This window comes from Mesorhizobium sp. RSR380A (genome assembly GCF_054719385.1).
In genome coordinates this window covers 4,423,593-4,449,853 of record NZ_JBTTIB010000001.1, presented here as the reverse complement: position 1 = coordinate 4,449,853, position 26,261 = coordinate 4,423,593, and the positions used below count along the sequence as shown (strand labels likewise).

The 26,261-nt window shown below is 63.0% G+C and carries 32 protein-coding genes; 10 read left to right on the top strand and 22 right to left on the bottom strand.

Features of this window, described 5'->3' with window-relative positions; genetic code table 11:
- Window positions 1-18: 18 nt before the first annotated feature.
- The gene (locus tag ACYG9Z_RS21375) at window positions 19-525 is read right to left on the bottom strand and encodes a DUF721 domain-containing protein (RefSeq protein ID WP_023687168.1); all 507 of its coding nucleotides are present in this window, start codon (window positions 523-525) and stop codon (window positions 19-21) included.
- Between the two features lie 50 nt (window positions 526-575).
- On the opposite strand from ACYG9Z_RS21375, the gene mutY reads away from it, so the two are divergent.
- Together mutY and ACYG9Z_RS21365 are read left to right on the top strand one after the other, a co-directional pair.
- Complete coding sequence (gene mutY / locus ACYG9Z_RS21370; protein WP_023752617.1) at window positions 576-1,697, top strand: A/G-specific adenine glycosylase; 1,122 nt, start codon at window positions 576-578, stop codon at window positions 1,695-1,697.
- Between the two features lie 22 nt (window positions 1,698-1,719).
- Complete coding sequence (locus ACYG9Z_RS21365; RefSeq protein ID WP_023740719.1) at window positions 1,720-2,331, top strand: HAD family hydrolase; 612 nt, start codon at window positions 1,720-1,722, stop codon at window positions 2,329-2,331.
- A 220-nt stretch (window positions 2,332-2,551) separates the two neighbouring features.
- Here ACYG9Z_RS21365 and ACYG9Z_RS21360 read toward each other — a convergent pair whose 3' ends face one another.
- The gene (locus ACYG9Z_RS21360) at window positions 2,552-3,685 is read right to left on the bottom strand and encodes a site-specific DNA-methyltransferase (protein ID WP_023752616.1); all 1,134 of its coding nucleotides are present in this window, start codon (window positions 3,683-3,685) and stop codon (window positions 2,552-2,554) included.
- A gap of 188 nt (window positions 3,686-3,873) precedes the next feature.
- Here ACYG9Z_RS21360 and ACYG9Z_RS21355 point away from each other — a divergent pair, with 188 nt between their 5' ends.
- The gene (locus ACYG9Z_RS21355) at window positions 3,874-4,560 is read left to right on the top strand and encodes an HAD family hydrolase (RefSeq protein WP_023732087.1); all 687 of its coding nucleotides are present in this window, start codon (window positions 3,874-3,876) and stop codon (window positions 4,558-4,560) included.
- Between the two features lie 5 nt (window positions 4,561-4,565).
- Here the strand turns inward: ACYG9Z_RS21355 and ACYG9Z_RS21350 are convergent, their stop codons facing one another.
- From ACYG9Z_RS21350 to ACYG9Z_RS21320, 7 genes are all read right to left on the bottom strand, one after another.
- Window positions 4,566-4,997: a DUF1801 domain-containing protein gene (locus ACYG9Z_RS21350; RefSeq protein ID WP_023816775.1), complete on the bottom strand. Its 432-nt coding sequence runs from the start codon at window positions 4,995-4,997 to the stop codon at window positions 4,566-4,568.
- A gap of 13 nt (window positions 4,998-5,010) precedes the next feature.
- Window positions 5,011-5,469: a DUF1801 domain-containing protein gene (locus tag ACYG9Z_RS21345; protein WP_023732088.1), complete on the bottom strand. Its 459-nt coding sequence runs from the start codon at window positions 5,467-5,469 to the stop codon at window positions 5,011-5,013.
- Window positions 5,470-5,472: 3 nt separating this feature from the next.
- A complete protein-coding gene (locus ACYG9Z_RS21340; RefSeq protein WP_023668396.1) occupies window positions 5,473-5,694 on the bottom strand; it encodes a hypothetical protein in 222 nt (73 codons plus the stop codon).
- Between the two features lie 25 nt (window positions 5,695-5,719).
- Window positions 5,720-6,112: a VOC family protein gene (locus ACYG9Z_RS21335; protein WP_023668397.1), complete on the bottom strand. Its 393-nt coding sequence runs from the start codon at window positions 6,110-6,112 to the stop codon at window positions 5,720-5,722.
- A gap of 57 nt (window positions 6,113-6,169) precedes the next feature.
- Complete coding sequence (locus ACYG9Z_RS21330) at window positions 6,170-6,595, bottom strand: SRPBCC family protein (protein ID WP_023732089.1); 426 nt, start codon at window positions 6,593-6,595, stop codon at window positions 6,170-6,172.
- Complete coding sequence (locus tag ACYG9Z_RS21325) at window positions 6,592-6,915, bottom strand: ArsR/SmtB family transcription factor (RefSeq protein WP_023668399.1); 324 nt, start codon at window positions 6,913-6,915, stop codon at window positions 6,592-6,594. Before ACYG9Z_RS21325 ends, ACYG9Z_RS21330 begins: the two co-directional genes overlap by 4 nt.
- Window positions 6,916-7,114: 199 nt before the next feature.
- Window positions 7,115-7,846 (bottom strand): hypothetical protein, encoded by a 732-nt coding sequence (locus ACYG9Z_RS21320; protein ID WP_023668400.1) that lies wholly within the window; start codon window positions 7,844-7,846, stop codon window positions 7,115-7,117.
- Between the two features lie 126 nt (window positions 7,847-7,972).
- On the opposite strand from ACYG9Z_RS21320, the gene thrC reads away from it, so the two are divergent.
- Genes thrC through ACYG9Z_RS21300 form a run of 4 tightly spaced genes read left to right on the top strand, consistent with a single transcriptional unit; the run spans window position 7,973 to window position 14,180 of the window.
- Window positions 7,973-9,370: a threonine synthase gene (thrC, locus tag ACYG9Z_RS21315; protein ID WP_023709657.1), complete on the top strand. Its 1,398-nt coding sequence runs from the start codon at window positions 7,973-7,975 to the stop codon at window positions 9,368-9,370.
- A 14-nt stretch (window positions 9,371-9,384) separates the two neighbouring features.
- Window positions 9,385-10,677, top strand: a complete 1,293-nt coding sequence (locus ACYG9Z_RS21310; RefSeq protein WP_023668402.1) for a M16 family metallopeptidase — start codon at window positions 9,385-9,387, stop codon at window positions 10,675-10,677.
- A 14-nt stretch (window positions 10,678-10,691) separates the two neighbouring features.
- On the top strand, window positions 10,692-11,288 hold the full coding sequence (locus ACYG9Z_RS21305) for a GNAT family N-acetyltransferase (protein WP_023668403.1): 597 nt from the start codon (window positions 10,692-10,694) through the stop codon (window positions 11,286-11,288).
- A 3-nt stretch (window positions 11,289-11,291) separates the two neighbouring features.
- Window positions 11,292-14,180, top strand: a complete 2,889-nt coding sequence (locus ACYG9Z_RS21300; RefSeq protein ID WP_023727477.1) for an EAL domain-containing protein — start codon at window positions 11,292-11,294, stop codon at window positions 14,178-14,180.
- 196 nt (window positions 14,181-14,376) lie between these two features.
- Here the strand turns inward: ACYG9Z_RS21300 and ACYG9Z_RS21295 are convergent, their stop codons facing one another.
- Window positions 14,377-14,985: a YqgE/AlgH family protein gene (locus ACYG9Z_RS21295; RefSeq protein WP_023698524.1), complete on the bottom strand. Its 609-nt coding sequence runs from the start codon at window positions 14,983-14,985 to the stop codon at window positions 14,377-14,379.
- A gap of 215 nt (window positions 14,986-15,200) precedes the next feature.
- On the opposite strand from ACYG9Z_RS21295, the gene ACYG9Z_RS21290 reads away from it, so the two are divergent.
- The 3 genes from ACYG9Z_RS21290 (at window position 15,201) to ACYG9Z_RS21280 (ending at window position 17,168) form a co-directional block, all read left to right on the top strand.
- Complete coding sequence (locus tag ACYG9Z_RS21290) at window positions 15,201-16,007, top strand: protein-disulfide reductase DsbD domain-containing protein (protein WP_023732090.1); 807 nt, start codon at window positions 15,201-15,203, stop codon at window positions 16,005-16,007.
- 111 nt (window positions 16,008-16,118) lie between these two features.
- Window positions 16,119-16,601 (top strand): peroxiredoxin, encoded by a 483-nt coding sequence (locus tag ACYG9Z_RS21285; RefSeq protein WP_023698522.1) that lies wholly within the window; start codon window positions 16,119-16,121, stop codon window positions 16,599-16,601.
- 87 nt (window positions 16,602-16,688) lie between these two features.
- Window positions 16,689-17,168 carry a DUF2938 domain-containing protein gene (locus tag ACYG9Z_RS21280; protein WP_023732091.1) on the top strand — a complete coding sequence of 160 codons (480 nt, stop codon included), beginning with the start codon at window positions 16,689-16,691 and terminating at the stop codon, window positions 17,166-17,168.
- Between the two features lie 72 nt (window positions 17,169-17,240).
- Here ACYG9Z_RS21280 and ACYG9Z_RS21275 read toward each other — a convergent pair whose 3' ends face one another.
- The 12 genes from ACYG9Z_RS21275 to ctaD form a co-directional block, all read right to left on the bottom strand.
- Entirely contained in the window at window positions 17,241-17,825 is a 585-nt protein-coding gene (locus ACYG9Z_RS21275) for a histidine phosphatase family protein (protein WP_023668409.1), read from the bottom strand.
- 29 nt (window positions 17,826-17,854) lie between these two features.
- The gene (gene rnhA, locus ACYG9Z_RS21270) at window positions 17,855-18,391 is read right to left on the bottom strand and encodes a ribonuclease HI (RefSeq protein WP_023668410.1); all 537 of its coding nucleotides are present in this window, start codon (window positions 18,389-18,391) and stop codon (window positions 17,855-17,857) included.
- A complete protein-coding gene (locus ACYG9Z_RS21265; protein ID WP_023668411.1) occupies window positions 18,388-19,350 on the bottom strand; it encodes a homoserine kinase in 963 nt (320 codons plus the stop codon). Before ACYG9Z_RS21265 ends, rnhA begins: the two co-directional genes overlap by 4 nt.
- 7 nt (window positions 19,351-19,357) lie before the next feature.
- Window positions 19,358-20,368, bottom strand: a complete 1,011-nt coding sequence (gene ispH / locus ACYG9Z_RS21260; RefSeq protein ID WP_023732092.1) for a 4-hydroxy-3-methylbut-2-enyl diphosphate reductase — start codon at window positions 20,366-20,368, stop codon at window positions 19,358-19,360.
- A 161-nt stretch (window positions 20,369-20,529) separates the two neighbouring features.
- Window positions 20,530-21,285: an SURF1 family protein gene (locus ACYG9Z_RS21255; RefSeq protein WP_023752615.1), complete on the bottom strand. Its 756-nt coding sequence runs from the start codon at window positions 21,283-21,285 to the stop codon at window positions 20,530-20,532.
- A complete protein-coding gene (locus ACYG9Z_RS21250; protein ID WP_023685423.1) occupies window positions 21,282-21,668 on the bottom strand; it encodes a DUF983 domain-containing protein in 387 nt (128 codons plus the stop codon). The genes ACYG9Z_RS21255 and ACYG9Z_RS21250 overlap by 4 nt, the downstream gene beginning before the upstream one ends.
- A gap of 13 nt (window positions 21,669-21,681) precedes the next feature.
- Window positions 21,682-21,822, bottom strand: coding sequence for a L,D-transpeptidase family protein (locus ACYG9Z_RS21245; RefSeq protein WP_023668415.1), 141 nt, complete (start codon window positions 21,820-21,822; stop codon window positions 21,682-21,684).
- Window positions 21,823-21,899: 77 nt separating this feature from the next.
- Window positions 21,900-22,781 (bottom strand): cytochrome c oxidase subunit 3, encoded by an 882-nt coding sequence (locus ACYG9Z_RS21240; protein WP_023668416.1) that lies wholly within the window; start codon window positions 22,779-22,781, stop codon window positions 21,900-21,902.
- A gap of 1 nt (window position 22,782) precedes the next feature.
- Window positions 22,783-23,409 (bottom strand): cytochrome c oxidase assembly protein, encoded by a 627-nt coding sequence (locus tag ACYG9Z_RS21235; protein ID WP_023752614.1) that lies wholly within the window; start codon window positions 23,407-23,409, stop codon window positions 22,783-22,785.
- An 8-nt stretch (window positions 23,410-23,417) separates the two neighbouring features.
- A complete protein-coding gene (locus ACYG9Z_RS21230; RefSeq protein WP_023698516.1) occupies window positions 23,418-23,567 on the bottom strand; it encodes a hypothetical protein in 150 nt (49 codons plus the stop codon).
- A 2-nt stretch (window positions 23,568-23,569) separates the two neighbouring features.
- A complete protein-coding gene (locus tag ACYG9Z_RS21225) occupies window positions 23,570-24,514 on the bottom strand; it encodes a heme o synthase (RefSeq protein WP_023752613.1) in 945 nt (314 codons plus the stop codon).
- A gap of 71 nt (window positions 24,515-24,585) precedes the next feature.
- Window positions 24,586-26,238, bottom strand: a complete 1,653-nt coding sequence (gene ctaD / locus ACYG9Z_RS21220) for a cytochrome c oxidase subunit I (protein ID WP_023668420.1) — start codon at window positions 26,236-26,238, stop codon at window positions 24,586-24,588.
- Between the last annotated feature and the right edge of the window lie 23 nt (window positions 26,239-26,261).

Here is a 26,261-nt window from a genome sequence, read left to right as displayed (position 1 = left end):
CGACTGATTACCGGTTGATTACCTTGGCCGCTTCCTTTGGCCAAGAATTGTGGCGCCAAGACGCTCCAGCGAGGCGCGCAAGCCTTCATCCTCGATCTTGCCGACGGTATCGGACAATTTGGCCTTTTCGACGGAAGTCAGTGCTCTCGGCGTCGGTTTCGGCCGGGCTTTGTCCCTCAGCACCGGCTTTTGCACGATCCGGATCCTGCCGATCGCGTTGAAGCCGAGAAAGGCATTGACGCGGTTGATGATCTCGCCGGTCTCGTGCTGTAGGTGCAGCGCGGCCATGCCCTCGCAGGCGATGACCAGCACCGCCGGCTCGAACGGATCGTCCTCATGCATGCGGCGCGGCCACTGGATTTTTTCGGGGCGCGAATGGCCGGCGAGCCTGGGGCCGGCGATCTCTTCCCATGACTGCACCAGCCCGATCGAAATGCCGGCCCGCTTGCGCAGCACGGGGTCGAGGATCGCGGTCGCGAGATCGCTCACCGGAACGGGATTGCCGTAAGGCGTTCTCCCTGCCATGTACGTTCTCCAGCCACGCTCCTCACCAGCCTAGAGCCAGCCCGCGATCAATGGCACTGCACGAACAGACCCGCAAGGCCGCATCCGGACCAACTCTATCGGGAGAGATCGCCGCGCGTCTGCTTGCCTGGTACGACGCGCACCATCGCGAACTGCCGTGGCGGATCACGCCGCACGCCGCGGCCGGCGGTGCACGGCCGGACCCCTATCGCATCTGGCTGTCGGAAGTGATGCTGCAGCAGACCACGGTCGAAGCGGTAAAATCTTATTTTCGCGCCTTTGTCGAGAAATGGCCTGATGTGAAGGCGCTGGCGGCTGCGCCGGCCGAGGATGTGATGAAGGCCTGGGCCGGGCTCGGCTATTATTCACGGGCGCGCAACCTCAAGGCCTGCGCCGATCTGGTTGCGAGCCAGGGCGGCCGTTTTCCCGACAACGAAACGGGATTGAGGGAATTGCCGGGGATCGGCGCCTATACGGCGGCGGCGATCGCGGCGATCGCCTTCGACCGTCCGGCGGCGGTCGTCGACGGCAATGTCGAACGTGTCATCTCGCGGCTCTATTCGATCGCAACGCCGCTCAGCGAGGCAAAGCCTGAAATCCGCGCGCTCGTCGAAAGACTGGTTCCGCAGACAAGGCCGGGCGATTTCGCCCAGGCGATGATGGACCTCGGCGCTACGATCTGCGCGCCAAGACGGCCGCGCTGCATGCTATGCCCGGTGCGCGAGGATTGCAGCGCCATCCTGTCCGGCGACCCCGAGCGCTTCCCGGTCCGCCTGCCCAAGGTCGACAAACCACTCAGGCGGGGTGCCGCCTTCGTCGCCGAGCGCGGCGACGGCGCCATCCTGTTGCGCAAGCGGCCTGACAAGGGCCTGCTCGGCGGCATGACCGAGGTGCCGACCACAGGTTGGACAGCGCGGATCGACGGTGCAACCACTTCGGAGGCAGCGCCCTTCCCTGCGGACTGGCGGCGCGCCGGAGAGATCGCGCATGTCTTCACCCATTTCGCGCTCGAGCTCGAAGTTTTTCACGCTCAAGTGAAAAGTGATGCGCCGGAAGGGCATTTCTGGTCGCTGGCCCATGACATTTCCGGAGAAGCGCTGCCGACCGTCATGAAAAAGGTCATCGAAGCAGCGATACCGGGCGCAACCAAAAAGCACCGCCCGATTGACTAGCATTCGCTTTGAAAGGCCAGAAATGACTGAAATCCGCCATATCGTGTTCGACATCGGTCGCGTCTTGCTCCACTACGATCCGAACATTCCGTTCAGCCGCCTCATTCCCGATGCCGAAGAGCGCAAGTGGTTCTTCGACAATGTCTGCACGCATGACTGGAACATCGAGCAGGATCGTGGCCGGACGTGGGAAGAGGCGGAAGCGCTGCTGATCGCGGATTACCCGGATCATGCTGAAAACATTCGCAATTTCCGGCGCTATTGGAACGACATGGTGCCGCATGCCTATGAGGACAGCGTCGCCATCATGCTCGGCCTGATCGAGAGCGGCCGCGACGTGACCATGCTGACGAACTTCGCCGCCGACACGCTTGCCGAGGCAAGACTGCGCTTCGATTTCCTTAGCCGCCCGCGCGGCGTGACCGTGTCGGCCGATATCCGTGAGATCAAGCCCGACCGCGCCATCTACGACCATCACGTCGCCGCGTTCGGTCTCGAACCGTCAGCCACGCTGTTCATCGACGACAGCCCCAGGAATGTCGATGGAGCCAGGGCGGCTGGCTGGAATGCTGTGCTGTTCACAGATGCAAAAACGCTCAAGGCGGACCTTGAGCGGTATGGCATCGCGACCTGAGCTACGCAGAGGGGTCGAAGGTAGCGCTTTATGGCGCCCCCCTCTGCCCTGCCGGGCATCTCCCCCCAAGGGGGAGATCAGCAGCCGCTGCGGCCGTTCTCACCTTGCAAGATCAAAAATTGGCGAAAGCGTTGATGACAGCAATCTCCCCCCTTGAGGGGGAGATGCCCGGCAGGGCAGAGGGGGGCCGTCGTAGAGCGCCGAATTTAAACCTTGAATCTCAGGCCCCTGCGCGCTCCATACCGAGCCTGGCGATGCGGCGCAGTTCGTCGATCGGGGTCAGGCCGCCCGAGCGCTCATAGTGCCAGAAGGTCCAGCCATTGCAGGCGTCCAGGCCCTGCACTTCGGCCCCGATCTTGTGGATCGAGCCGGCGCTGTCACCGATGGCCACCGTGCCGTCGGCGCGTACCTTGGCCGACCAGCGCTTCTTGGCATCGTAAAGCGTGGCGCCGGGCTGCATAAGCCCGGTATCGATGAGGCTGACAAAGGCGACGCGCGGCTCGGCGCGCTTGCCGGTGAGCACGGTGAGATCGGCGCTTTCCAGCGGCCGCACGGCGTCGATGCGCTCATTGGCGGCGTCGATATAGGCCTGCTCGCGCTCGATGCCGACGAAATGGCGGCCAAGCCGCTTGGCCACGGCGCCGGTGGTGCCGGAGCCGAAGAACGGGTCGAGCACGATGTCGCCCGGCTTGGTCGAGGCCATCATGATGCGGGCGAGCAGCGCTTCCGGCTTCTGCGTCGGATGCAGCTTGTCGCCATTGTCGTTCTTCAGCCGCTCGCCGCCAGTGCAGATCGGGAACAGCCAGTCGGAGCGCATCTGGATGTCGTCGTTCGATGCCTTCATGGCTTCGTAGTTGAAGGTATAGGCCTTGCTCTTCTGATCGCGCGAGGCCCAGATCATGGTCTCATGCGCGTTCTGGAAGCGGCGACCGCGGAAATTCGGCATTGGGTTGGTCTTGCGCCAGACGACATCGTTGAGAATCCAGAAGCCGAGATCCTGCATCTTGGCGCCGACGCGGAAGATGTTGTGATAGGAGCCGATGACCCAGATGGTGCCATTGGGCTTCAGCACGCGGCGCGCCGCCAGGAGCCAGGCGCGGGTGAAGGCGTCATAGGCCTCGAAGCTCTCGAACTGGTCCCAGTCGTCGTCGACGGCGTCGACCTTGGACTGGTCGGGCCGGTGCAAATCGCCGTCGAGCTGCAGATTGTAAGGCGGATCGGCGAAGATGACGTCGATGGATTTTTCCGGCAGCCGGTCGAGCGCGGCGACGCAATCGCCCTTGAGGATCGTGTCCAGCCACTCGGATTGCTGGGGGGCGTGGGAGAGGTCGGCGAGAAGACGCACGGCAGACATTTTTACACCCAAGGCACGCGTTACTGTTTACTCCCCGTTATGGTTACCGATCAGCGTAAATATTCGGTGAAGGACGCAACAGGCCAGGCAGCCCTGAGGTCGTCAGTTTGCGCAGCCCGGCCCGTTGGTGTATGTCGCGCCGCTTGAGCCTTGCCGGGCCTCCATCACCCTCCCTCGTTCGGATTGCCATGCCCCAGCCAGACCTTGTCATCTTCGATTGCGACGGCGTGCTCGTCGATTCCGAAATCATCGCAGCCCGCGTCGAGGCCGAATTGCTGACCTTGGCCGGATATGAAATCTCGGCCGAGGAATACGCCGAAACCTATGCCGGACTGACCTTCAAGGACATCATGATGCGGGTCGAGGCAAAATCCGCGATCCCGTTCCAGGCCTCGATGATCGACCGGGCCGAAGAGCTCGTCGACCGCAAACTGCGCAGCGACGTGCGCGCCATCGACGGCGTGCGCGAGGCGGTCGCGGCGGTGACCGCGCCGCGCTGCGTCTGCTCGAACTCACGCTTGGAGCGGATCGAGTTCATGCTGGAGAAAGTGGGCCTGCTGCCGTTCTTCGCCGGCCGGATTTTTTCAGCGCTGGAAATACCAAGCAAGAAAACCAAGCCCGCGCCGGATGTGTTCCTGATTGCGGCGGAGCAACTCAACGCCGATCCGGCAAACACCTTCGTCATCGAGGATTCGGTGCACGGCGTCACCGGCGCCAGGGCCGCTGGCATGCGCGTGATCGGCTTCACCGGCGCCGCGCACAGCTATCCCGGCCATGCCGATGTGCTGACCGAAGCCGGCGCCGAAACCGTCATCCGCCGCTGGGCCGAACTGAAAAGTGTGATTGCCGCTCTGTCGGAGTGGTCGGACGCCTGAACCGATCAGTCCTTGGCTTTGGCCGACTTAGCCGGTTTCTTCTTAGCCCTGTTGTAGGCAATCGCGGCGCGGACGAGCGCTTTCAGCGCATCCGCATCGATCACGTCGCCCTCCGACACATCGATGGCGCGCCACACCTTGCCGTTGAGCCCATTGTTGAACAGCCTGTCGGGATCCGGCAGGCTGGCGCCGTGAGAAAAGGTCAGCTTCACCTTGTCCTTGTGAGCGTTGCCGACGGCGATCATGCCGTCGCGTGACCATACCGGGCTGCCCATCCACTTCCACTCCTCGATGATTTCCGGGTCGGCGTCGAGGATGGTCTTGCGCAGGCTGGCCAACGTCTTGCCCCGCCAATCGTCCAGCTCCCGGATTCGGGCATCTATCCGCTCGGAGGCAGAGGCGCCTCCCTCGTCCTTGCTCGACATGCTGATCTTCATGGTCTGCCTCCGTTCACATCTTCTCGCCGGGCAATCGGCTGGCCTGCTTCACCCAGGAGGCGAAGCGGGCTTCGTCGATCTCTTCGCCTTCATGGATGTCGAGATAGCGCACTTCCTTTTGCCTGGAACGGCCGGGAGGCACAGGATCGAGCGACGTGCCGCGAAAGAAGGCGACTTTGACGTATCTGGTGAAGCAATGCAGGCTGAGGAACCAACCGTCGCCCTCGATGCCATAGAACGGTGAGTTCCACTTCACCGCCTTGTAGACGCCGGGGACGGCGCTGACGATAAGTGCGTCGATCCGGCGCCCGACATCGCTTTTCCAGCCCGGCATGGCAGCAATATATGCCTGCACCGGAGCGTCCCCATAGGCCTTCGGGATCTGCGGGTTGCCGCCCGAAAGCAGGACCGGCTTTTCCGGCTTGTCTGGGGCCGGTTTTGCGACCTTCGATTTTCCCGGCGCCTTGGCCATGTCCTACCCTTGCGCGCCCTGCTCGCCACGCGATCTCGCGACGTAAGGCAGCACGAACATGTAGAGGCCGCTGAACAGCAGCAGGAATAGCGGCAGCAGCGGCGAATAGACCACCCAGGCCGGAGGTTGCCCGAACGCCATGGTGATGAAATTGGCTGCCACGGTCAGCGTGAAGATGATCGACAGCCAACGATGGGTTTGACGTATCCATTTGCTCAAGTTCATTGCAACTTCCTCTTGAAACCAGCGCCTACCAACGCGCCAGTTGGGTGATCTGGATGAGATTGCCGCAGCTGTCGTTGAGCTGGGCGATGGTCGAGCCGGTCACTTCTGTCGGCGCCATGGCGAACGCACCGCCGCGTCCCTTGATGCGCTCGTAATCACCCTTGACGTCGTCGGTGAACAGCATGAGCGCGGGCTGCCCCTGCTTGAAGATGGCCTGCTGGTAGGCCTTGGCGGCCGGGTTGTCGTTGAGCGCCAGCTGTAGCTCGGCTCCCTCGGGCTCATCGGGTGAGATGACGGTCAGCCAACGAAAAGGCCCATTGCTGAAGTCGGCCTTCACAGCAAAGCCCAGCACGTCGGTGTAGAAGCGCAGTGCGTTGTCCTGGTTGTCCACATAGACGCTGGTCAGCTTGATCTTCATCGATTTCCTCCTTTTTGCATTCGGTGCCCCGCGATCAGGGCATGGTACCGGCAGGCTTCAATCCGGCTTCGCCAGGACCTGCTCCAGCTTGGTGAGGAATTGCTGCCACCCGGCCCTGGCGCCGCCATAGGCCTGCTTCTGGCTCGGATGGAAACCCGACTGCTCGACGCGCAGATGGGTCCCCGTGCTGGTGGGCGTGAGCGTGAACGTCACCACGCTCTTCAGATTGTAGGCGGCATCCTCATGCGCAAAATCCCAGCTGTAGGACAGCGTCCTGTTTTGCTCGATGGCCAGCACCTCGCAGTCGAGCACGCCGCCCCAGTCGCCGCGAAGATTGAAGCTGTGGCCGACGACAGGCTTGAAATCGTTCTTCATGAGCCATTCCTCAATCAGATGCGGCTGCGTCAACGCGCGCCAGATCTTCTCCGCCGGCCAGGATATTTCACGTTCGACGACGACGGTGCGCAGCTCGGGATTGCTCACTGGTCCATCCTTTTCAGCAGGCTCTCGAGATCATCGAAGCGGCTCTCCCAGAATCCAGTCATTTGAACTGTCCAGTCGGTCAGCGGGCCAAGTGCCGCGGGCTGGGCGCTGTAGTGGGTCTGGCGTCCGGCGTGGCGGTCACGCACCAGGCCGGCCAGCTTCAGGACGCCGAGATGCTTCGACACCGCCGGTTGCGAGACCCCGGACTGCGCCGTCAGCGCCCCCACGGTCTGCTCACCTTGGCGGCACAAGCGCTCGAAGATGGCCCGCCGAGTCGGGTCGGCAAGCGTTCTGAACAAAGTATCGTGGGCGTCCGGCATCGGGATCAATAACCTGCGAGCTATTGATTGACGTATAACCGCCGGGATATGGATGAGTCAAGTGCGCTGGCGGAATGGATCGAGATTAAAGCGCAGACGCGACCTGCCGCAGGCGCACGCCTGCAGGATTACGATCGGATCGTTTGGATCTTTCAAAGAGTTGACCGGCACCGTCGCAGCAGCGACGGCGCCCAGGCGCTTAGTTCGTCGCGGGAGCGCGCTTCTTTTTCTTGCCGGACTTCTTGTCCGCCGCCGCCGGCGCGGTGTCGTCATAGCCGGCATAGACAGTGTAATCCCGGGCGGAGGGTTCGGGCACGACGACGTTGGGATCGGTGAACACGAATTGGGTGGCGGTCGAGGGATCGCTGACCTGGATCTGATAGGGGTGAATTTGCGAATAAAGCACGTCGGGGCCGTGCATGACGGCAATGCGGATCGGCATGGTGATGGTGCCGGGGGCGAACAGCGGTCCCGGCACGATCTTGCCGGCAACGCCAACCTTCATCGTCAACTGGCCGTTGGCACGGCTGCAATCGCGGCTCACATCGCTGATCGAGGCCTGGTAGATGATCTTGGCCGGATCCTTGTTCGGATCGACGATGGAGCCGTCAGGCGCCGTCTGCGCGGCGGCAGCGGCCTCGGCATCCTGTGCCGCATCAGCCTTTTTCTTTCTCGGCTGCGGCGCGCCCTTGGCGTAGGTATTGAAGTAGGCGGTGCCATCGCGCACCGTCACTTTCGGGCAGTAGGCCTGCAACTGGCTGGCGAGAACCTTGGGATCCTGCGGCGGTATTGGCGCATTCGGGTCGGTCTTCTTGCCGAAACCGAGATTGAGGATGCCATTGTCGCTCGATTGGCAACCGGCGGCGGCAAGCATAAAGCCGGTGAGCGCCAGACCCGCGACAAAGCGACGGTTGAACTTGTGAAACGCCATGAAACTGCACTTCCCTCTCGCAAAGTTGGTGACGTATAGCAACGCCACGGCAAAAATGCGACTGAGCCGGCTCGGAAAATTAACCAATTGCCGTGGATGAACCGGCGGCAGCAATGGACCTTGACGATGCGCTATGTGAGTACCCGCGGGGATGCACCCGTGCTTGGATTTGCCGACGCGGTGCTGGCGGGGCTGGCCCGCGACGGCGGGCTTTATGTGCCGCAGACATGGCCGCAGTTTTCGGCAGCCGAGATCCGCGCCATGCGCGGCCTGCCCTATGCGGACCTCGCCATCCGCGTGCTGACGCCGTTCCTCGGCGGCGAGATCGCCGCACCCGTCTTCGAGCGCCTGGTGCGAGAAGCCTATGCCACCTTCCGCCACCAGGCCGTCTGCCCGCTGGTGCAGACCGGCGCCAACACGTTCATCCTTGAACTCTTCCACGGTCCGACGCTGGCCTTCAAGGACGTTGCCATGCAGCTGCTTGCCCGGCTGATGGACCATGTACTGACTGAGCGCGGCCAGCGCGCAACCATCGTCGGCGCGACCTCGGGTGACACCGGCGGCGCCGCCATCGATGCCTTCGCCGGCCGCGACCGAACTGACATTTTCGTGATGTTTCCGCATGGCCGCGTCTCGCCGGTGCAGCAGCGGCAGATGACGACATCGACGGCCACCAACGTCCAGGCGCTGGCCATCGAAGGCAATTTCGACGATTGCCAGGGCCTGCTGAAGGATATGTTCAACGATCATGGTTTTCGTGATCGCGTGTCGCTGTCGGGCGTCAATTCGATCAACTGGGCCCGCATCATGGCCCAGATCGTCTATTATTTTTCCTCGGCGCTTTCGCTCGGCGCGCCGGACAGGCCGGTCTCCTTTACCGTGCCGACCGGCAATTTCGGCGATATTTTCGCCGGTTACGCCGCCAAGAAGATGGGCCTGCCGATCGAGCGGCTGATCGTCGCCACCAACGACAACGACATATTGGCGCGCACTTTCGCGACCGGTGAATACCGCACCAAGGGTGTGTTTGCGACGACGTCGCCATCGATGGACATCCAGGTATCGTCGAACTTCGAGCGACTGCTGTTCGAGGCCTGCGACCGTAACGCAGAGACGGTGCGGCGTTACATGGCCGGCCTCAAGCAATCCGGCGCCTTCACCATCGAGACCGCAGAAATCGACCGGATGCGGTCCGAATTCGACGCCGGACGCGCTGATATGGACGAGGTTGCCGCCACCATCCGTTCAACGCTCGAATCCAGCAATTATCTGCTCGATCCGCACACGGCCGCGGCCGTGCATGTCGCCGCCGGCAAGGCTGACGGTGCAGTGCCGATGGTGGTGCTGGGCACGGCGCACCCGGCCAAGTTCCCGGCCGCGGTCGAAGCCGCCTGCGGCGTGTCGCCGGCCCTGCCCGCATGGCTGGGGTCCTTGATGTCAGCCGACGAAAAGTACACGGTACTTCCATCCGACCTGAAAATGGTGGAAGATTACGTGAGCCGCCACTCAAGGGCAGCGCGTTAGGGAGTACTTGCCATATGGGTGTTGAGGTAAGCCGTCTGTCGAACGGCCTGACAGTCGCCACCGAAACCCTTCCAAGCCTCGAATCCGTTGCCCTTGGCGCCTGGGTCAAGTCCGGCGCCCGCAATGAGCGTGACGACGAGCACGGAATGGCCCATCTGCTCGAGCATATGGCCTTCAAGGGTACGAAAAGGCGGACGGCCTTCGAGATCGCCTCGGAAATCGAGGATGTCGGCGGCGAGATCAATGCCGCCACATCAGTCGAGACGACGTCCTATTACGCCAGGGTGCTGTCCGACGATGTGCCGCTGGCGGTGGATATCCTTGCCGATATCCTGCAGGAGTCCGAATTCGACCCAGAGGAACTGGAGCGCGAGCAGCATGTGATCCTGCAGGAGATCGGCGCCGCGCACGACACGCCCGACGACATCGTCTTCGACCGTTTCACCGAGACCGCCTTCCGCCACCAGACGATCGGCCGCTCGATCCTCGGCACGCCGGAAACCGTCAAATCCTTCACCTCCAAACAGCTGCATGATTTCATAGAGCGCCAGTATGGCGCCGAGAAGATGGTGATCGTGGCGGCAGGCGACATTAAGCACGACAATTTCGTGCGCGAGGTCGAAAAGCAGCTCGGCGGTTTCCGCAGCAAGTCCGACAGCACGATGCCGCAATATGCGCAGTATGTCGGCGGCGATTTCCGCGAGGATCGCGACCTGATGGACGCGCAGATCGTGCTCGGCTTCGAAGGCCGAGCCTATCATGTGCGCGATTTCTACGCTTCGCAGGTGCTGTCGATGATCCTCGGCGGCGGCATGTCGTCCCGGCTGTTCCAGGAGGTCCGCGAAAAGCGTGGCCTGTGCTATTCGGTCTATGCCTTCCACTGGGGTTTTTCCGATACCGGCATCTTCGGCGTTCATGCCGCGACCGGGCAGAGCGACATTGCCGAACTGGTGCCGGTCATTATCGACGAGCTGCAGAAGGCCGGCGAGAATATCCTTCAGGAAGAGCTCGACCGCGCCCGCGCGCAATATCGCGCCGGCCTGATCATGTCGGCTGAAAGCCCGGCCAGCCGCGCCTCGCAGATCGCCAGGCAGCTGCTTCTGTTCGGTCGGCCGATCGCCAAGGAGGAGTTGATGGAACGGCTGTCGGCGCTGACCGTCGAGCGGCTGACCGACCTTTCGTCCCGGCTGTTTTCGACCAAGCCGACGCTGACCGCGGTTGGACCGGTGGGTACGCTCGCGCCCTATGAGGCGATTCTCGATTCGCTTGCGGGCACGCACACCACGGCCCGCAAGCTCGCCGTCTAAGCCTTCAAGCGCCGGTGTTCGCGCTCCCTTTCTTTCGCCGTGACCTGCCGGCACTGAAAGGCGACCGGGTCATGCTGCGCGTGCCCTACACCAACGACTATCGCGAATGGTCAGCGGTGCGCGGCGAAAGCCGTGCCTTCCTCGAACCGTGGGAGCCGCGCTGGACGCCCGATGAACTCGACCGCACCGCCTGGCGGCTGCGCATCGGCCGCTACCGCGAAGACTATGCGCAGGGGACAGCCATCGCCTTCTTCATCTTCGAGAAGGCGAGCGGCAAGCTTGCCGGCGGCATTACGCTCGGCAATATCCGCCACGGCGTCTCGCAAAGCGGCCATGTCGGGTACTGGATCGGGGAGCGGTTTGGCGGCCGCGGCCTGATGACCGACGCGGTCAAGGTGGTCTGCCGCTTCGCCTTCGATACGCTGAGGTTGCACCGGATCGAAGCTGCCTGTATTCCCGACAATGTCCGGTCGATCCGCGTGCTTGAAAAAGCCGGATTCCGGCGCGAAGGACTTCTGCGATCCTACCTCAGGATCAACGGCATCTGGCAGGACCACTACCTCTACGCCCGGATCGCGGACGATCCGCCGGGCGCTGGAACGAAGGACTGATTTTTGACGAATTTCCTGCGAAACGGGTCGCTGTTGGCCTTTGTTCTGGCGGCTGTCGTCACGCTTTGCGCGGCGCTACCGGCCTTCGCCGTCGAACCGATCAAGATTGCCCGCGACGACGTAGCGCTCGACCTGTCGCGCGCCGTCCAGATCTACGTCAATCAGGGCGAAAACTTCCAGGTGTCGACCGCGCCCGGTCCCGACGGCATCGTGCGGCGCATCGAGGTCGAGGCCAATGACGCGCGCTCGAGCGGCGACTGGGCGGTGTTCGCGCTCGCCAACACCACCGACCAGCAGCTCGACCGGCTGATCGTGGCGCCGCATTTCCGGCTGGTGAATTCCGGCATCTTCTGGCCCGATCTCGGCGCCACCCGCATCGCCGCGATCACCCCCAGCGAGGGATTCGCGCTCGACCGCCAGTCAAGCTCCGACGCCGACGTGTTCCGGGTGACGCTGAACCCGGGAACGGTGATCACCTTCATCGCCGAACTCGCCTCGCCGAAGCTGCCGCAGGTCTATCTATGGGAGCCGGAAGCCTACAAGGACTCGGTCAATTCCTATACGCTGTTCCGCGGCATCGTCATCGGCATCGCCGGGCTGCTGGCGCTCTTCCTGACCATCCTTTTCGTCGTCAAGGGAACCTCGATGTTTCCGGCGACAGCCGCACTTGCGTGGGCGGTACTTGCCTATATCTGCGTCGATTTCGGCTTTCTAAACAAGATCATAGAGATATCGCCCGGGAACGAGCAGATGTGGCGGGCGGGAACGGAGGTGGCGCTTGCGGCGACCTTCGTGGTGTTCCTGTTCGCCTATCTCAACCTCAACCGGTGGCACGGCCATTTCAGCTATGGCGCGCTGGTCTGGATCCTCGGCCTGGTGCTGATTGCCGGTGTGGCCATCATCGATCCGGCCGTCGCCGCCGGTATTGCCCGGCTGTCCTTTGCCGCCACCGCGCTGACCGGGCTCGGCCTCATCATCCTGCTCGGTCTTCGTGGTTACGACCGTGCGATCATGCTGGTGCCCAGTTGGGTGATGGTGCTGCTATGGCTGTGCGGGTCGTGGATGGCGATCACCGGCATGCTCGACAACGACATCGCCCAGCCGGCATTGGGCGGCGGGCTGATCCTGATCATCCTTTTGATCGGCTTCACCGTCATGCAGCATGCCTTTGCCGGCGGCGCGCTGCATCAGGGCCTGTTCTCCGATCTCGAGCGCCAGGCGCTGGCCGTGGCCGGCTCCGGCGACACGGTGTGGGACTGGGACGTGCTGCGCGACCGCGTCGTCACCAAGCCCGACGTCAGCATCCAGCTTGGCCTGGCGCCCAACAGCCTGGGGGGTGCGGCCCGCAACTGGCTGCCGGTGCTGCATGCCGACGACCGCGACACGTTCCGCACCACCCTCGACGTGGTGCTCGAACATCGGCGCGGCCGGGTCTCGCAGAATTTCCGCCTGCGCGGCGCCGACGGGCACTACCACTGGTTCTTGCTTCGGGCGCGGCCGGTGATCGGCTCGGATGGCGAAGTGATTCGCTGCGTCGGCACCATGGTCGACGTCACCGAGCAGAAAAAGTCCGAGGAAAGGCTGCTGCACGATGCCGTTCACGACAATCTGACCGGCCTGCCCAACCGCGAACTTCTGATGAACCGGCTGGAAGCCATCATCTCGATCGCGCGCACCGAAGAGAAGGTGCGCCCGACCGTCTTCGTCATCGACATCGACCGTTTCAAGCAGGTCAATGACGGGCTTGGCATCTCGGCCGGCGACACCATCCTGCTCACCATTGCGCGCCGCTTGCACCGGCTGTTGAAACCGAAGGATTCGCTGTCGCGCTTTGCCGGTGACCAGTTCGCCCTGATGCTGCTCTCCGAACAGGAACCCTCCCGCATCGCGGCGGTGGCAGACGCCATCAAGCACGCCATCAACAACCCGATCACCTTCGCCAAGCGCGAGATCGTGCTGACTGCCTCGATCGGCCTGATCACCTGGACCTCGGCGCAGACTTCGGCAGAAGACATGGTCAAGGACGCCGAGCTTGCCATGCACCAGGCCAAGCGCTTCGGCGGTGACAGGATCGAGCCGTTCCGGCCGGCCTTCCGCACCGTCGGCACCGACCGGCTGCAATTCGAATCCGATCTGCGCCGCGCCATCGAGCGGCGCGAATTCACCCTTGCCTACCAGCCGATCGTGCGGCTGGAGGACGGCAGCATTGCCGGCTTCGAGGCGCTGCTGAGGTGGGACCATCCGCGCCGCGGCATGATCCCGCCGGGCGATTTCATCCCGGTCGCCGAAAGCTGCGGCCTGATCGTGCAGCTTGGGCTGTTTGCCATGCAGCAGGCGGCCGAAGACCTCGCCGGTTGGCAAAAGCAGATCGGCGACACGCCGCTGTCAGTGTCGGTCAATCTGTCCAGTCGCCAGCTGATCCGCCGCGACCTGGTCAGCGATGTCCGCTCGGTCATCGCCCGCGCCAATCTGAAGCCGCGCTGCTTCCGGCTCGAACTTACCGAATCGCTGGTCATGGACAATCCAGAGCAAACCTCGCATGTGCTGACCAAGCTCAAGCAGCTCGGCATCGGCCTGTCGCTGGACGATTTCGGCACCGGCTATTCCTCGCTCGCCTACCTGACCCGCTTCCCCTTCGACACCATCAAGATCGACAAGAGCTTCGTCGACGACGCGACGCCGAAGCGGGCGGTGCTGCTCAAATCCATGGTCAACATGGCGCATGAACTCGGCCTGTCGGTGGTGGCCGAGGGCATTTCCGACGAAAGCGATGCGCTGGAATTGCGCCAGATGGGCTGCGAATATGTGCAAAGCTTCATGTTCGGCGCGCCGATGCCAGGCGACCAGGTGCTGAAGGCGTTGAAAGAGCAGTACCCGATGACGCAGGCGTGATGGGTGAGGCATGCGTCGTGCAGGCGCGTGGTTACATTGGAATGAACCCCGAAAATTAGCTGAAGCGACCGCGCCTTCGTCATCCTAGGGCGAAGCAAGGAGCGCAGCGACGCGGCGCAGACCCTAGGATGACGAAAGTGGCGGGCGGCTTCGGCTAGTCGCGAAGGTTCGGCGGAACGTCGGCGAAGGCGAGGCTTCAGGCGTGCCCCGCGGCCAGGCTCAAATGCGCCAGATCAATCCCGATCGATGCCAGGATGCGGTCGTACTTCCGCTCGATGTCGGCGTCGAACAGCAGCTCCGGCGTGGCCGGACAGGTCAGCCAGCCATTCTCGGCGATCTCGGTTTCCAGCTGGCCGGCGCCCCAGCCGGAATAGCCGAGCGCCATCAATGCGCGCCGCGGGCCGCGGCCGGACGAGATGGCGCGCAATATGTCGACCGTCGCGGTCAGGCAGATATCGTCGGAGACGGTGAGCGAGGATTCCACCCGGTAGTCGCCCGAGTGCAGGACGAAGCCGCGGCTACGGTCGACGGGGCCGCCATTGCGCACGACGAAGTCGCGAGCCTGCGCCGGCAGCCTGATCGCCTCCTGCTCGTTCATGATGCCGAGCTGCACCAGAAGATCGGGAAACAGCATCTGTTGCGTCTGGTTGATGATCAGGCCCATGGCGCCTTCATCGCTGTGCGCACAGATGTAGATGACCGAGCGCGTGAAGCGATCGTCCTTCATGCCGGGCATGGCAATCAGAAACTGGTCGTCAAGAAAGCCGCGTCCACCGGCCGTCTTTTTGTGGCGCAAAAAGTCCATGAACGGGAGCGTAACGCGTTTCCGGGACGCCGAAAAGATGCGCCGCGTGCGATTCGGCCAAACCCCGACGGTTGGAACAACGGATTCCTGGCTGTAAACTTTGCTCGGCCGATTGCTTGAACCCAACTGTTCCTTGCCCGAAGGTCACGCAAATATGATACGCAGAGCGCCATGAAAACATTGCGCGGCCATGAACTGACGATCAAATCAACGCCATGCAAAGCTTGAAAATCCTGCTGCTCGGCGCCGCCATCGGATGCGGAGCAGCCCTTCCCGCCGCCGCCTCGTCTTCCGACTGGTACAACAGCGAAGGCGGCAAGGTGCGGCTGGTGACAACAGGCAAGGCCGACGAGGCCGGCCGCATACAGGGCGTGCTCGACATCGCGCTCAAGCCCGGCTGGAAAACTTATTGGCGCGATCCGGGCGACGCCGGCGTGCCGCCGCAGATCGACGTTTCGGCCAGCACCAACATCACCGATGCGGCGTTTTCCTTTCCGCCGCCGCAGCGCCATGACGACGGCTACGGCAAATGGGCCGGCTACAACCATCCGGTCTCGCTGCCGGTGACATTCACTTTGTCGTCGCCTGGGGATGCGGCCGTCATCGATGCCGACATCTTTCTTGGCATCTGCGAGACGATCTGTATTCCGGTGCAGACGCGGCTGAGCGTCGATCCCGCCGCCGATCCCGACAATGCCGAGGATGCGGCGCTGGTGAAGGCTGCACTCGCCACCTTGCCCGCGCCTGCCAAGCCCGATTTCGGGATCAAGGTGCTGCCGGGCGACCATGAGACGCTGATGGTCGAGGCGACTTTTCCCGGAGATCCGGAGGCGGCGGATTTATTCGTCGCCGGGGGACGCGACTATATGTTCGGGGCGCCTGCACGCAGCGAAAAGGACGGCCGGCTGGTATTTACCATTCCGATCCTCGACCGGCCGTCGACGACACCGACCGATGGCGGGTTGTATTACACCCTGACAAGTGCCGAAGGCGCGGTCGAGGGCGTTCTGCCGTTCCCCTGATACCGAACCCGATCAGGGCTTTCCCTTGATCCAGGCCTTGTCGGCGGTTGCGGGAGATGCCCGATTTCGCTATCGCAAGAAACCTTCCCTGCTTTTCACACGAGGACCATCATGACGATTGCCGTTGGCGACAAACTGCCCGATGCGACCTTCAAGGAAATGACCGCCGACGGCGCCAAGGTGATCACCTCGGCCGAGATTTTCGCGGGCAAGAAGGTCGTGCTGTTCGGCGTCCCAGGCGCCTTCACGCCGACCTGCAGCAACAATCATCTGCCGGGCTATCTCGAGAACCACGATGCCATCCTGGCCCGCGGCGTCGACACCATCGCCGTCGTCTCCGTCAACGATGTCCATGTCATGGGCGCCTGGGCCAATTTCACCGGCGGTCAAGGCAAGATCCTCTATCTCGCCGACGGCAATGGCGACTTCGCCAGGTCGATCGGCCTCGACTCCGACTATTCCAGCGGCGGCATGGGATTGCGCTCGAAGCGCTTCTCGATGATCGTCGACAACGGCAAGGTCACGGCGCTCAATGTCGAGACCAAGCCAGGAGTCGACACATCGGGTGCCGCTCACATTCTGAGCCAGCTCTAAACCGCGGCGGCCGCGTCGGCTCATGAGCGCCATGGCCTGACGACGACGCGCTTCCAGCCGGATTGCCTGCTTTGGGGGACATCGACGATGTTTGACATCATCTGGCGCAGCGTTGCGATCGGCATCGGCGCCACGGTGCTGATGGATCTTTGGGCGCTGTTCCTGCATCTGGCGCTCAGCCAGCCGCGGCCGAACTGGGGGCCGCCCGGCCGCTGGGTCTGGCACCTTAGGGAAGGCAAGGTTTTCCACGACGATATCGCCCATGCCGCACCCTATGCGCATGAGCAGGCGCTGGGCTGGGCCTTCCATTATGTCACCGGCATCGTCTACGGCTTCATCCTGGTGGCGCTGGCGGGCACGGCATGGCTGGACGCGCCGACCTTCCTGCCGGCCTTCATCCTCGGCATGGTCACCATCGGCGCCGGCTGGTTCCTGCTGGCGCCCGGCATGGGCGCCGGCTGGGCTGCGTCAAAGCGCCCCAACGCGATGCAGATCCGCGCCTTCAACGTGATCTCGCACACGGTGTTCGCGCTCGGCCTCTACGGCACGGCCCTGCTGATCCGCTGAGGACAGGTTCTATCCGCTGGTCGCCAGCGGCTTCATCGCGGCTACGGTATCGATGATCTCCTGACATCCGCTTTAGCGCGGCGCCAGACTGTCTATCGGCCGCCATCCGTGGACGACGCGGCGCGTGCCGACATCATAGGCGAAGTAATTGCCGCCGCCGGCCGGCTGATCCGCCGCGCGGCTGATTGCGCGGCCGCTGAGCGAGAGCAGCAAGAGCGTTCCGACGCCGCCATGGCCGACGAAGGCAATGTCGCCGCCGTCGGCAGCACCCAGCACCGTTTCGACCTCGCTGACAATGCGTTGCTGGGCGTCGATGGCCCGTTCCCAGCCGCGAATGCTTTTGTGCGGATTGGCGAAGAACTGGTCGGCGACCGCCTCGAACTCCGGCGGCGGCAGGAAGCCGGTTGCCGACCGATCGTTCTCATGCATGCGCTCCTTCACCTCGACCGCGAGGCCGAGGTGTTTGCCAAGGATCTCGGCGGTTTCGATCGCCTTGCGCTCGGCCGACGAGACGACACGGCGGATCGATCCGACCCATGGCTGATCGAGCATAGCTGATGCTCGCGCTCGTCCGATCTCGGACAGCCCCCAGTGCGGCACGGGAACGTTGGCATCGATCTGAACCTGGGGATGGGTGATGTAGTATACGATCGGCATGAGTGAGATCCCCTGCCGATAGCTTGAGCTCAATAGCTTTGGGTCGAGCGCCGTGCCCGTGGCGCCGGCTGCTTCTCGGATGCCCCCGGCTTCAGCGCCACTTTCGGCGCCGCAGGTTTGGCTGAGCCCCTCTTGAACGGCGCCATGCCTTCCCTTGCGAGTTCGTCGGCGCGTTCGTTCTCGGTGTGGCCGGCATGGCCCTTCACCCAGTTCCAGGTCACCTTGTGGCGCCGATTGGCCTCATCCAGCGCCTGCCACAGTTCACCGTTCTTGACCGGCTTCTTGTCGGCGGTCTTCCAGCCGTTTTTCTTCCAGCCGTGGATCCATTTGGAGATACCGTCCATGACATATTTGCTGTCGGTGTGAAGCTCGACGGCGCACGGCTCCTTCAGCGCATTCAGCGCCGAGATGGCGGCCAGCAGTTCCATGCGGTTATTGGTCGTCTCGGCCTCGCCGCCCGACAATTCCCTGGTCTTGCCGTTGAAGCGCAGGATGGCGCCCCAGCCGCCGGGACCGGGATTGCCCGAGCAGGCGCCGTCGGTGAAGATTTCAACCTGCTTGGTCATGTCAGTCCGTATTCCGAAGGCGACCTGATCGCGCGGTGGAAGCGCATGCGGCGGATATATTCGGTCGGATCGCGCTTCATGACCAGCCCGCCCTCTGGAACCGTCAGCCAGTCATAGAGCCGGGTCAGCATGAAGCGCAGCGCCGAACCGCGCGAAAGCATCGGCAGCGCTGCTTTCTCGCCATCGCTCAAAGGCCGCACGCTCTGATAGCCGGCCAGCAGCGCCGTGCCTTTGGTCAGGTTGAAGGAGAAATCCTTCTCGAAACACCAGGCGTTGAGACAGGTGGCGACGTCATAGGCGTAGAGGTCGTGGCAGGCGAAATAGAAGTCGATGAGGCCGGACAGTTTCTCGCCGAGGAAGAAGACATTGTCGGGAAACAGATCGGCATGGATGATGCCGGCAGGAAGGCCCTGCGGCCAATGGCGTTCGAAATCCGCGAAATCGGCGTCGACCTCGGCCGCCAGTCCCGGCTCGACCTCGTCGGCTCGGTCGCGCGAGGCGTTCCACAATTTGCGCCAGCCCTCGATGGCCAGTGCGTTGTCACGCGTCATCGCAAAATCCTGCCCGGCCAAATGCAGGGCGGCGAGCGCCTTGCCGACCTCGGCGCAATGCGCCGCTGTCGGCCGCCGCAGCGACAGGCCTTCGAGGAAGGTGATGATGACCGCGGGACGGCCGGCCAGCGTGCCGATGACGGTGCCGTCATGCGCGGTCACCGGCAGCGGGCAGGAAATGCCTTTGCGGGCGAGATGGCCCATCAGGCCGAGGAAGAACGGCAGGTCGGCCTTGTCGACGCGCTTCTCGTAGAGCGTCAGTATGTAAGAGCCGCTTGAGGTGTGCAGTAGGAAATTCGAATTCTCCGTGCCTTCGGCGATCCCCTTGTAGGACAAGAGTTCGCCGACTGGATATGCCCTCAGGAACGCGCCGAGTTCGCCCTCATTGACGTCGGTGTAGACCGCCATGGGCTCTTCACGCGGCTCCGTTGACGAAGGCCATGTCGGCCCGCGTCAGTTCGACATCGCGCAGAACCCGCATGACTGGAAAATCCTCCGTTTCGGTGGCCGTGATCGCCAGGTCGATGGTCACCTCGAAGCGCTGGCGGAAGGCGTCGATGATCTCGTCGACGATGATCTCCGGCGCCGACGCGCCGGCAGACAGGCCGAGCGTCGAGATGTTTGTGAAGTCATTCCACGGAATTTCGGCGGCGCGCTGTACGAGAAGCGACATGGTGGCGCCGGCGCGCTCCGCCACTTCGACAAGACGGCGCGAATTGGAGGAATTGGGCGCACCGACGATCAGATAGAGATCGGCGCCGGCGGCGGTTTCCTTGACCGCTTCCTGGCGGTTGGTGGTGGCGTAGCAGATCGATTCGGCGGCCGGTGCATGCAGTTGCGGGAAGCGCTCCTGCAGCACCCGCAATATGCCGGCAGTGTCTTCGACCGACAACGTTGTCTGGCTTACGAAGCCGAGCGCTTCCGGGTCGGCGGGGGCAAAGGTCCCAGCGTCGGCTTCGGTCTCGATCAGCGTGACGGCGCCTTCCGTCAGTTGGCCCATGGTGCCGATCACTTCGGGATGGCCGGCATGGCCGATCAAAAGCACATGGCGGCCGAGCCGCTGATGGCGCATCGCCTGCTTGTGCACCTTGGACACCAGCGGGCAGGTGGCGTCGAGATAGAAGAGCTCGCGTGCCTTGGCGTCGGCCGGCACCGATTTCGGCACGCCGTGGGCTGAGAAGACAACCGGCGACTTGCGGTGCTCGGCCGGGATTTCCGAGAGTTCCTCGATGAAAACCGCGCCAAGGCTTTGCAGGCCCTCGACGACATAGCGGTTGTGCACGATCTCGTGGCGGACATAGACCGGCGCGCCGTATTTCTTCAACGCCAGCACGACGATCTGGATCGCGCGGTCGACACCGGCGCAAAAGCCGCGCGGCTGGCAGAGCCGGATCGTCAGCGGTGGTTTTGTGGCGGTCTGCAGCATGATTCCAGATCGGTTGATCGTATCGTTTGGCGAAATGAGGTGTGCACCCCTGCCCTGTCAAGGGCAGTTGGATCAGGTTGAATGGTCAACCTGATCTAACTCTTTGTTGGAGCATGATCTTGTCCGAAACCGGTTCCCACTTTTCGGGATCATGCTCTGGATCATTCAGTCTTTGCCGGACGGCGCAGCCTGATGATCAGAACCGCGGCAAGAGCCGCCGCCAGGCCATACCAGGTGAAGGCATATTGCAGATGAGAATTCGGCAGGTCGATGATGGTGACGCCGCCGACCGGCAGCCCGCCCGGGTTCGGCGTCTTGTCGGCGTCGATGAAGATCGGCACCAGCACGGCACCGGCCGGCAGGCCGGCACTCGCCGCCATGACGTCACGATCCTTCCAATAGAAGATGTTCTTGGCCACGTCATTGTCGGGCAGCATCATCGACGGCTTGGCCGGCAGCGGGTTGCGCGCCAGGCCGGTGACCGTGACCTTGCCGGTCACCTGCCCTTGCGGGCGTTTGGCGGCATCCTTGACATCATAGGGAACGAAGCCGCGGTTGATCAGGACATAGCGGCCATCGTCGAGGGCCAGCGGGGTATAGACGTTGAAGCCGGCGTCGCCGTCCCATGTGGCGTAGAAATGCCGCTCGCCGGAGTGCAGGAACGTCCCGCTGGCGGTGACCGGCGTGTAGTCGACATCACCGGTGGCGGCGAATTCCTTCTCGACGTCCGCCAGCGGCTGCGGCGCTGAATGGGTGCGCTGGTCGATGGTCTGCAGAAGGGCTTCCTTCCAGTACAGGCGCTGCACCTGCCATGTGCCAAGCCCGAGCAGGATGACGAACACCACCAGGCCGAGGCCGAGCAGCAATGCCGTCTTCGGCCGCGAGCGGCCGGCGGGCTTGGTCAGCGCCTCGCTCATTGCCCCTGGTCCAGGCGGCCTTCGGCCGCCTTGTTGGCGTATTGAAGCGTCAGCAGCACCCCCTTGATCAACCTCAGCGCCGTCAGGCACAGTCCCACGGCCAGCGGTATCCAGATGATGAAATGCAGCCAGAGCGGCGGGCTCAGCGTGACCTCCACCCACAGCGCCAGCCCCACGACGATGAAGCCGATGATCAGGATGACGAACACCGCCGGGCCGTCGCCGGCATCGGCGTAGGAATAGTCGAGGCCGCAATTGTTGCAGCGCTTGCCGACGGTGAGGAAGCCGGAAAACAGCCGTCCTTCGCCGCAGCGCGGGCAGCGTCCGTGCAGGCCGGCCGAGATCGGCTCAATGGGTGGCCAGATCGCCCTATCTTCACTCATGGATAGTCATGCTTTACGGCTCGATTTCGATCAGCGTTCCATCCGGCACCATAGTCCAGATTTCGTCCATGTCGCAGTCGGTAACCCCAATGCAGCCATCGGTCCAGTCGACCAATTGAAGCAGCCAGCCCGACCAGCCGAATCCGTTGGCCATTGATGGGGCGCCGAAAAGAAGAAAGGCGACCGCGTTGCCGCGACCGCCCTTCTGATTTGTCGGTTCGGTGAAAGCCGTCAGTGGCCTTCGATCACCGCGCCGACCGATCCCCAGACGTAGATCGATGCGAACAGGAACAGCCAGACCACGTCGACGAAGTGCCAGTACCAGGCAGCCGCCTCGAAGCCGAAATGCTGCTTGGGCGTGAAGTCGCCTTTCCAGGCGCGGATCAGGCAGACCAGCAGGAAGATGGTGCCGATGATGACGTGGAAGCCATGGAAGCCGGTCGCCATGAAGAAGGTGGCGCCGTAGATGGAATCCTTGAAGCCGAACGGAGCGTGCATGTACTCGTAGGCCTGCACCATGGTGAACAGCATGCCGAGGCCGACGGTCAGCACCAGGCCGTTGATCAGGCCCTTGCGGTCGCCATGGATGAGCGAATGGTGCGCCCATGTCACCGTGGTGCCCGACAGAAGCAGGATGATGGTGTTGTAGAGCGGCAGATGGAACGGATCGAGGACTTCGAGACCCTTCGGCGGCCAGACGCCGCCAGTGAAAGCGGTGCGGGCGTAATTCTGCACTTCGCTCGGAAACAGGCTGGCATCGAAATAGGCCCAGAACCAGGCAACGAAGAACATCACTTCCGAAGCGATGAACATGATCATGCCGTAGCGCAGATGCAGCGACACGACGCGCGTGTGGTGGCCCTCATGCGCTTCCTTGATGGTGTCCGACCACCAGGCAAACATCGTGTAGAGGACGATGACGAGGCCGATGAAGAACAGCCATGGATTGGCGATGTTGTGGCCGAAAATTGGAAAATCGCCGTTCTTGAGATACTGCATCAGGGCGACGCCGCCGACTGCAGTCACCAGCGCGCCGATCGACCCCAGGAAGGGCCACGGGCTCGGGTTGACGAGATGGTAGTCGTGTTGTGGTTTTGCGTGCGCGTCTGCCATATCAACCCCCGAGATTTGCTTCGGTATCTGAAACTTTGCTGCTGCTGTCCGGCGTCGATGACGCCACCGGCTTGTTCTTTTGGACCGGGAACATGGTGTAGGACAGGGTGACCGTCTTCAAGTCCTTCAGTTCCGGCACGTTGACGATATCGGGATCCACATAGAACACGACCGGCATGTCCAGCGTCTCGCCGGGCTTCAGCGTCGTGTCGGTGAAGCAGAAACACTCGACCTTGTTGAAGTAGGGGCCTGCCAGTTCCGGCTGCACGTTGAAGGTGGCGCGGCCGGTAACGGCGCGGTCGAACTTGTTGGTGGCGCTGTAATGCGCCTGCGTGGTCTCGCCGATCTTGATGGTGACCGAGCGGGCGACCGGCTGGAACTGCCAGGGAATGCCGTTGGTGTTGGCGTCGAAGCGCACGGTGATGTCGCGGTCGAGGATGCGGCCGGCATATTGCTTTTCGGCGCGCTGCGTCGTGCCGCCATAGCCGGTGGCCTGGCAGAACATCTTGTAGAGCGGCACCGCGGCGTAGGCCATCCCGATCATGCCGCCGAAAAAGGCGACGCAGACGGCGGCGACGACGCGGTTGGTGTTCTTCTTCCTGGGATCGGTCACGGTCTGGCGGGTCATCATCGGCCTCATCCGGTATGGCCGAATTTCACGATGGTCGCGACGTAGAAGATGACGACCAGAATCGCCAGCGCGACGCCGATCGCCGCCGAACGGTTGCGCCGCGCCTTCTTCTGGCTTTCGGTCAGCGTGACCAGTTCAAGCTTCTTGTCGATCATGGTCATGCTCCACCGATGGCCAAAGCGCGACCGACGACACAGTCGGCAAGATAGATGGCGAAGATGGCGAAGAGGTAGAGCAGCGAATAGGCGAACAGAGCCTTGGCCGGCTTCATGACGCGGTCGCTATCGGTCATGCACAGCACTTTCCAGGCATACCAGACGAAGCCGGCGCCGAGAGCCACTGATGCGACGCCATAGAAGGCGGTAGTGAAACCGAGCACCCAGGGCAGCACGCCGATCGGCGCCAGGATCAGGGCGTAGGCAAAGATCTGGCGGCGGGTCGAGGCCTGGCCGGCAACGTTCGGCATCATCGGGATGCCGGCCTTGGCGTAGTCGTCGGACTTGAACAGCGCCAGCGCCCAGAAGTGCGGCGGCGTCCACAGGAAGATGATCAGGAACAGGACGAGGCTTTCCAGGCTCACCGTTCCGGTCACCGCGGCCCAGCCGATGACCGGCGGGATGGCGCCGGCGGCGCCGCCGATGACGATGTTCTGCGGCGTCGAGCGCTTCAGCCACATCGTGTAGACGACGGCGTAGAAGAAGATGGTGAAGGCAAGCAGCGCCGCCGACAGCCAGTTGACCAGCACGCCCAGCGTCATCACCGACAGCACCGAAAGCACAAGGCCGAAGCTCAGGGCTTCGCCGGGCAGGATGCGGCCGGACGGTACCGGGCGGCCGGCGGTCCGGCTCATCACCGCATCGATGTCGGCGTCGTACCACATGTTGAGCGCACCCGAGGCGCCGGCGCCGATGGCAATGGCCAGGATGGCGATCACCGCCAGCAGCGGGTTGATGGTCACGGGCGCAGCGACCATGCCGACAAAGGCCGTGAACACCACCAGCGACATGACGCGCGGCTTCAGCAGGGCGAAGAAATCGCCCGACGTGGCTTCCGACATGTGAAAGCCCGCTTCGTCAATCATTGGGTCGTCGACAAGGGCCATGCGTACATAAGTCCAATCATTCCGTTGGCCGAAAACCGCCGGCGGGCCGGCGGTTTCGTATTCGGGCTGCCTTACTTGATCTTCGGCAGCTGTTCCCACTGGTGGAAAGGCGGCGGCGAAGGCAGCTGCCATTCGAGCGTCGTTGCACCCTCGCCCCACGGGTTGGCGCCGGCGACGCGCTTCTTCTGGAAGGCCTCGAACACGCCATAGAGGAAGATCACCACGCCGACGGCCGATATATAGGAGCCGTAGGACGACACCATGTTCCAGCCGGCGAACGCGTCGGGATAGTCGATGGTGCGGCGCGGCATGCCGGCCAGGCCGAGGAAATGCTGCGGGAAGAAGATCAAATTGACGCCGACGAAGGTGACCCAGAAGTGGGTGTTGGCGATCACCGGCGAGTACATGTAGCCGGTCATCTTGGGGAACCAGTAGTACCAGCCGGCGAAGATGGCGAAGACCGCACCCAGCGACAGCACATAGTGGAAGTGGGCAATGACGAAATAGGTGTCATGCAGCGAGCGGTCGAGGCCGGCGTTGGCGAGCTGGACGCCGGTGACGCCGCCGACCGTGAACAGGAAGATGAAGCCCAGCGCCCACAGCATCGGCGTCTTGAACGAGATCGAGCCGCCCCACATCGTCGCGATCCAGGAGAAGATCTTCACGCCTGTCGGTACGGCGATGACCATGGTGGCGAAGACGAAGTAGCGCTGCGTGTCGAGCGACAGGCCGGTCGTGTACATGTGGTGCGCCCAGACGATGAAGCCGACGGCGCCGATCGCGACCATGGCGTAGGCCATGCCGAGATAGCCGAACACCGGCTTCTTCGAGAAGGTCGAGACGATGTGGCTGATGATGCCGAAGCCCGGCAGGATCAGGATGTACACTTCGGGGTGACCAAAGAACCAGAACAGATGCTGGAACAGGATCGGATCGCCGCCGCCATCCGGGGCGAAGAAGGTGGTGCCGAAATTGCGGTCGGTAAGCAGCATGGTGATGCCACCGGCCAGAACCGGAAGCGACAAGAGCAGCAGGAAGGCGGTGATCAGAACCGACCAGGCAAATAGCGGCATTTTGTGCAGCGTCATGCCCGGCGCGCGCATGTTGAAAATGGTGGTGATGAAGTTGATGGCGCCGAGGATCGAGGACGCGCCGGCAATGTGGATCGACAGGATCGCCAGATCCATGGCCGGCCCGGGCTGGCCGGAGGTCGACAGCGGCGGATAGAGCGTCCAGCCGCCGCCAACGCCATAGGCGCCGGGCGCGCTCGGCATGAAAGCCGAAGCGATGAGCAGCAGGAAGGCCGGCGGCAGCAGCCAGAACGAGATGTTGTTCATGCGCGGGAAGGCCATGTCAGGCGCGCCGATCATGATCGGCACCATCCAGTTGGCGAAGCCGCCGATCAGCGCCGGCATGACCATGAAGAAGATCATGATCAGCGCGTGCGCGGTGCCGAAGGCGTTGTACATGCTCTTGCCGCCGTCGATGGCGGCATCGCCGTTCATGCCATAGACCATCTGCGCCAGACCGGTGAAGATCTGGATGCCCGGCTCCTGCAGCTCCATGCGGATGACGACCGAAAGCGCGCCGCCGACGATGCCCGCGAAGATCGCGAAGATCAGGTAGAGCGTGCCGATGTCCTTGTGGTTGGTGGAGTACACCCACCGGACCCAGCCATGATAGGGCTTGTGGTCGTGGTCGTCGTGAGCTGCAGCTTCTGCCATGGTCGGCTCCGTTCCCTAATTCT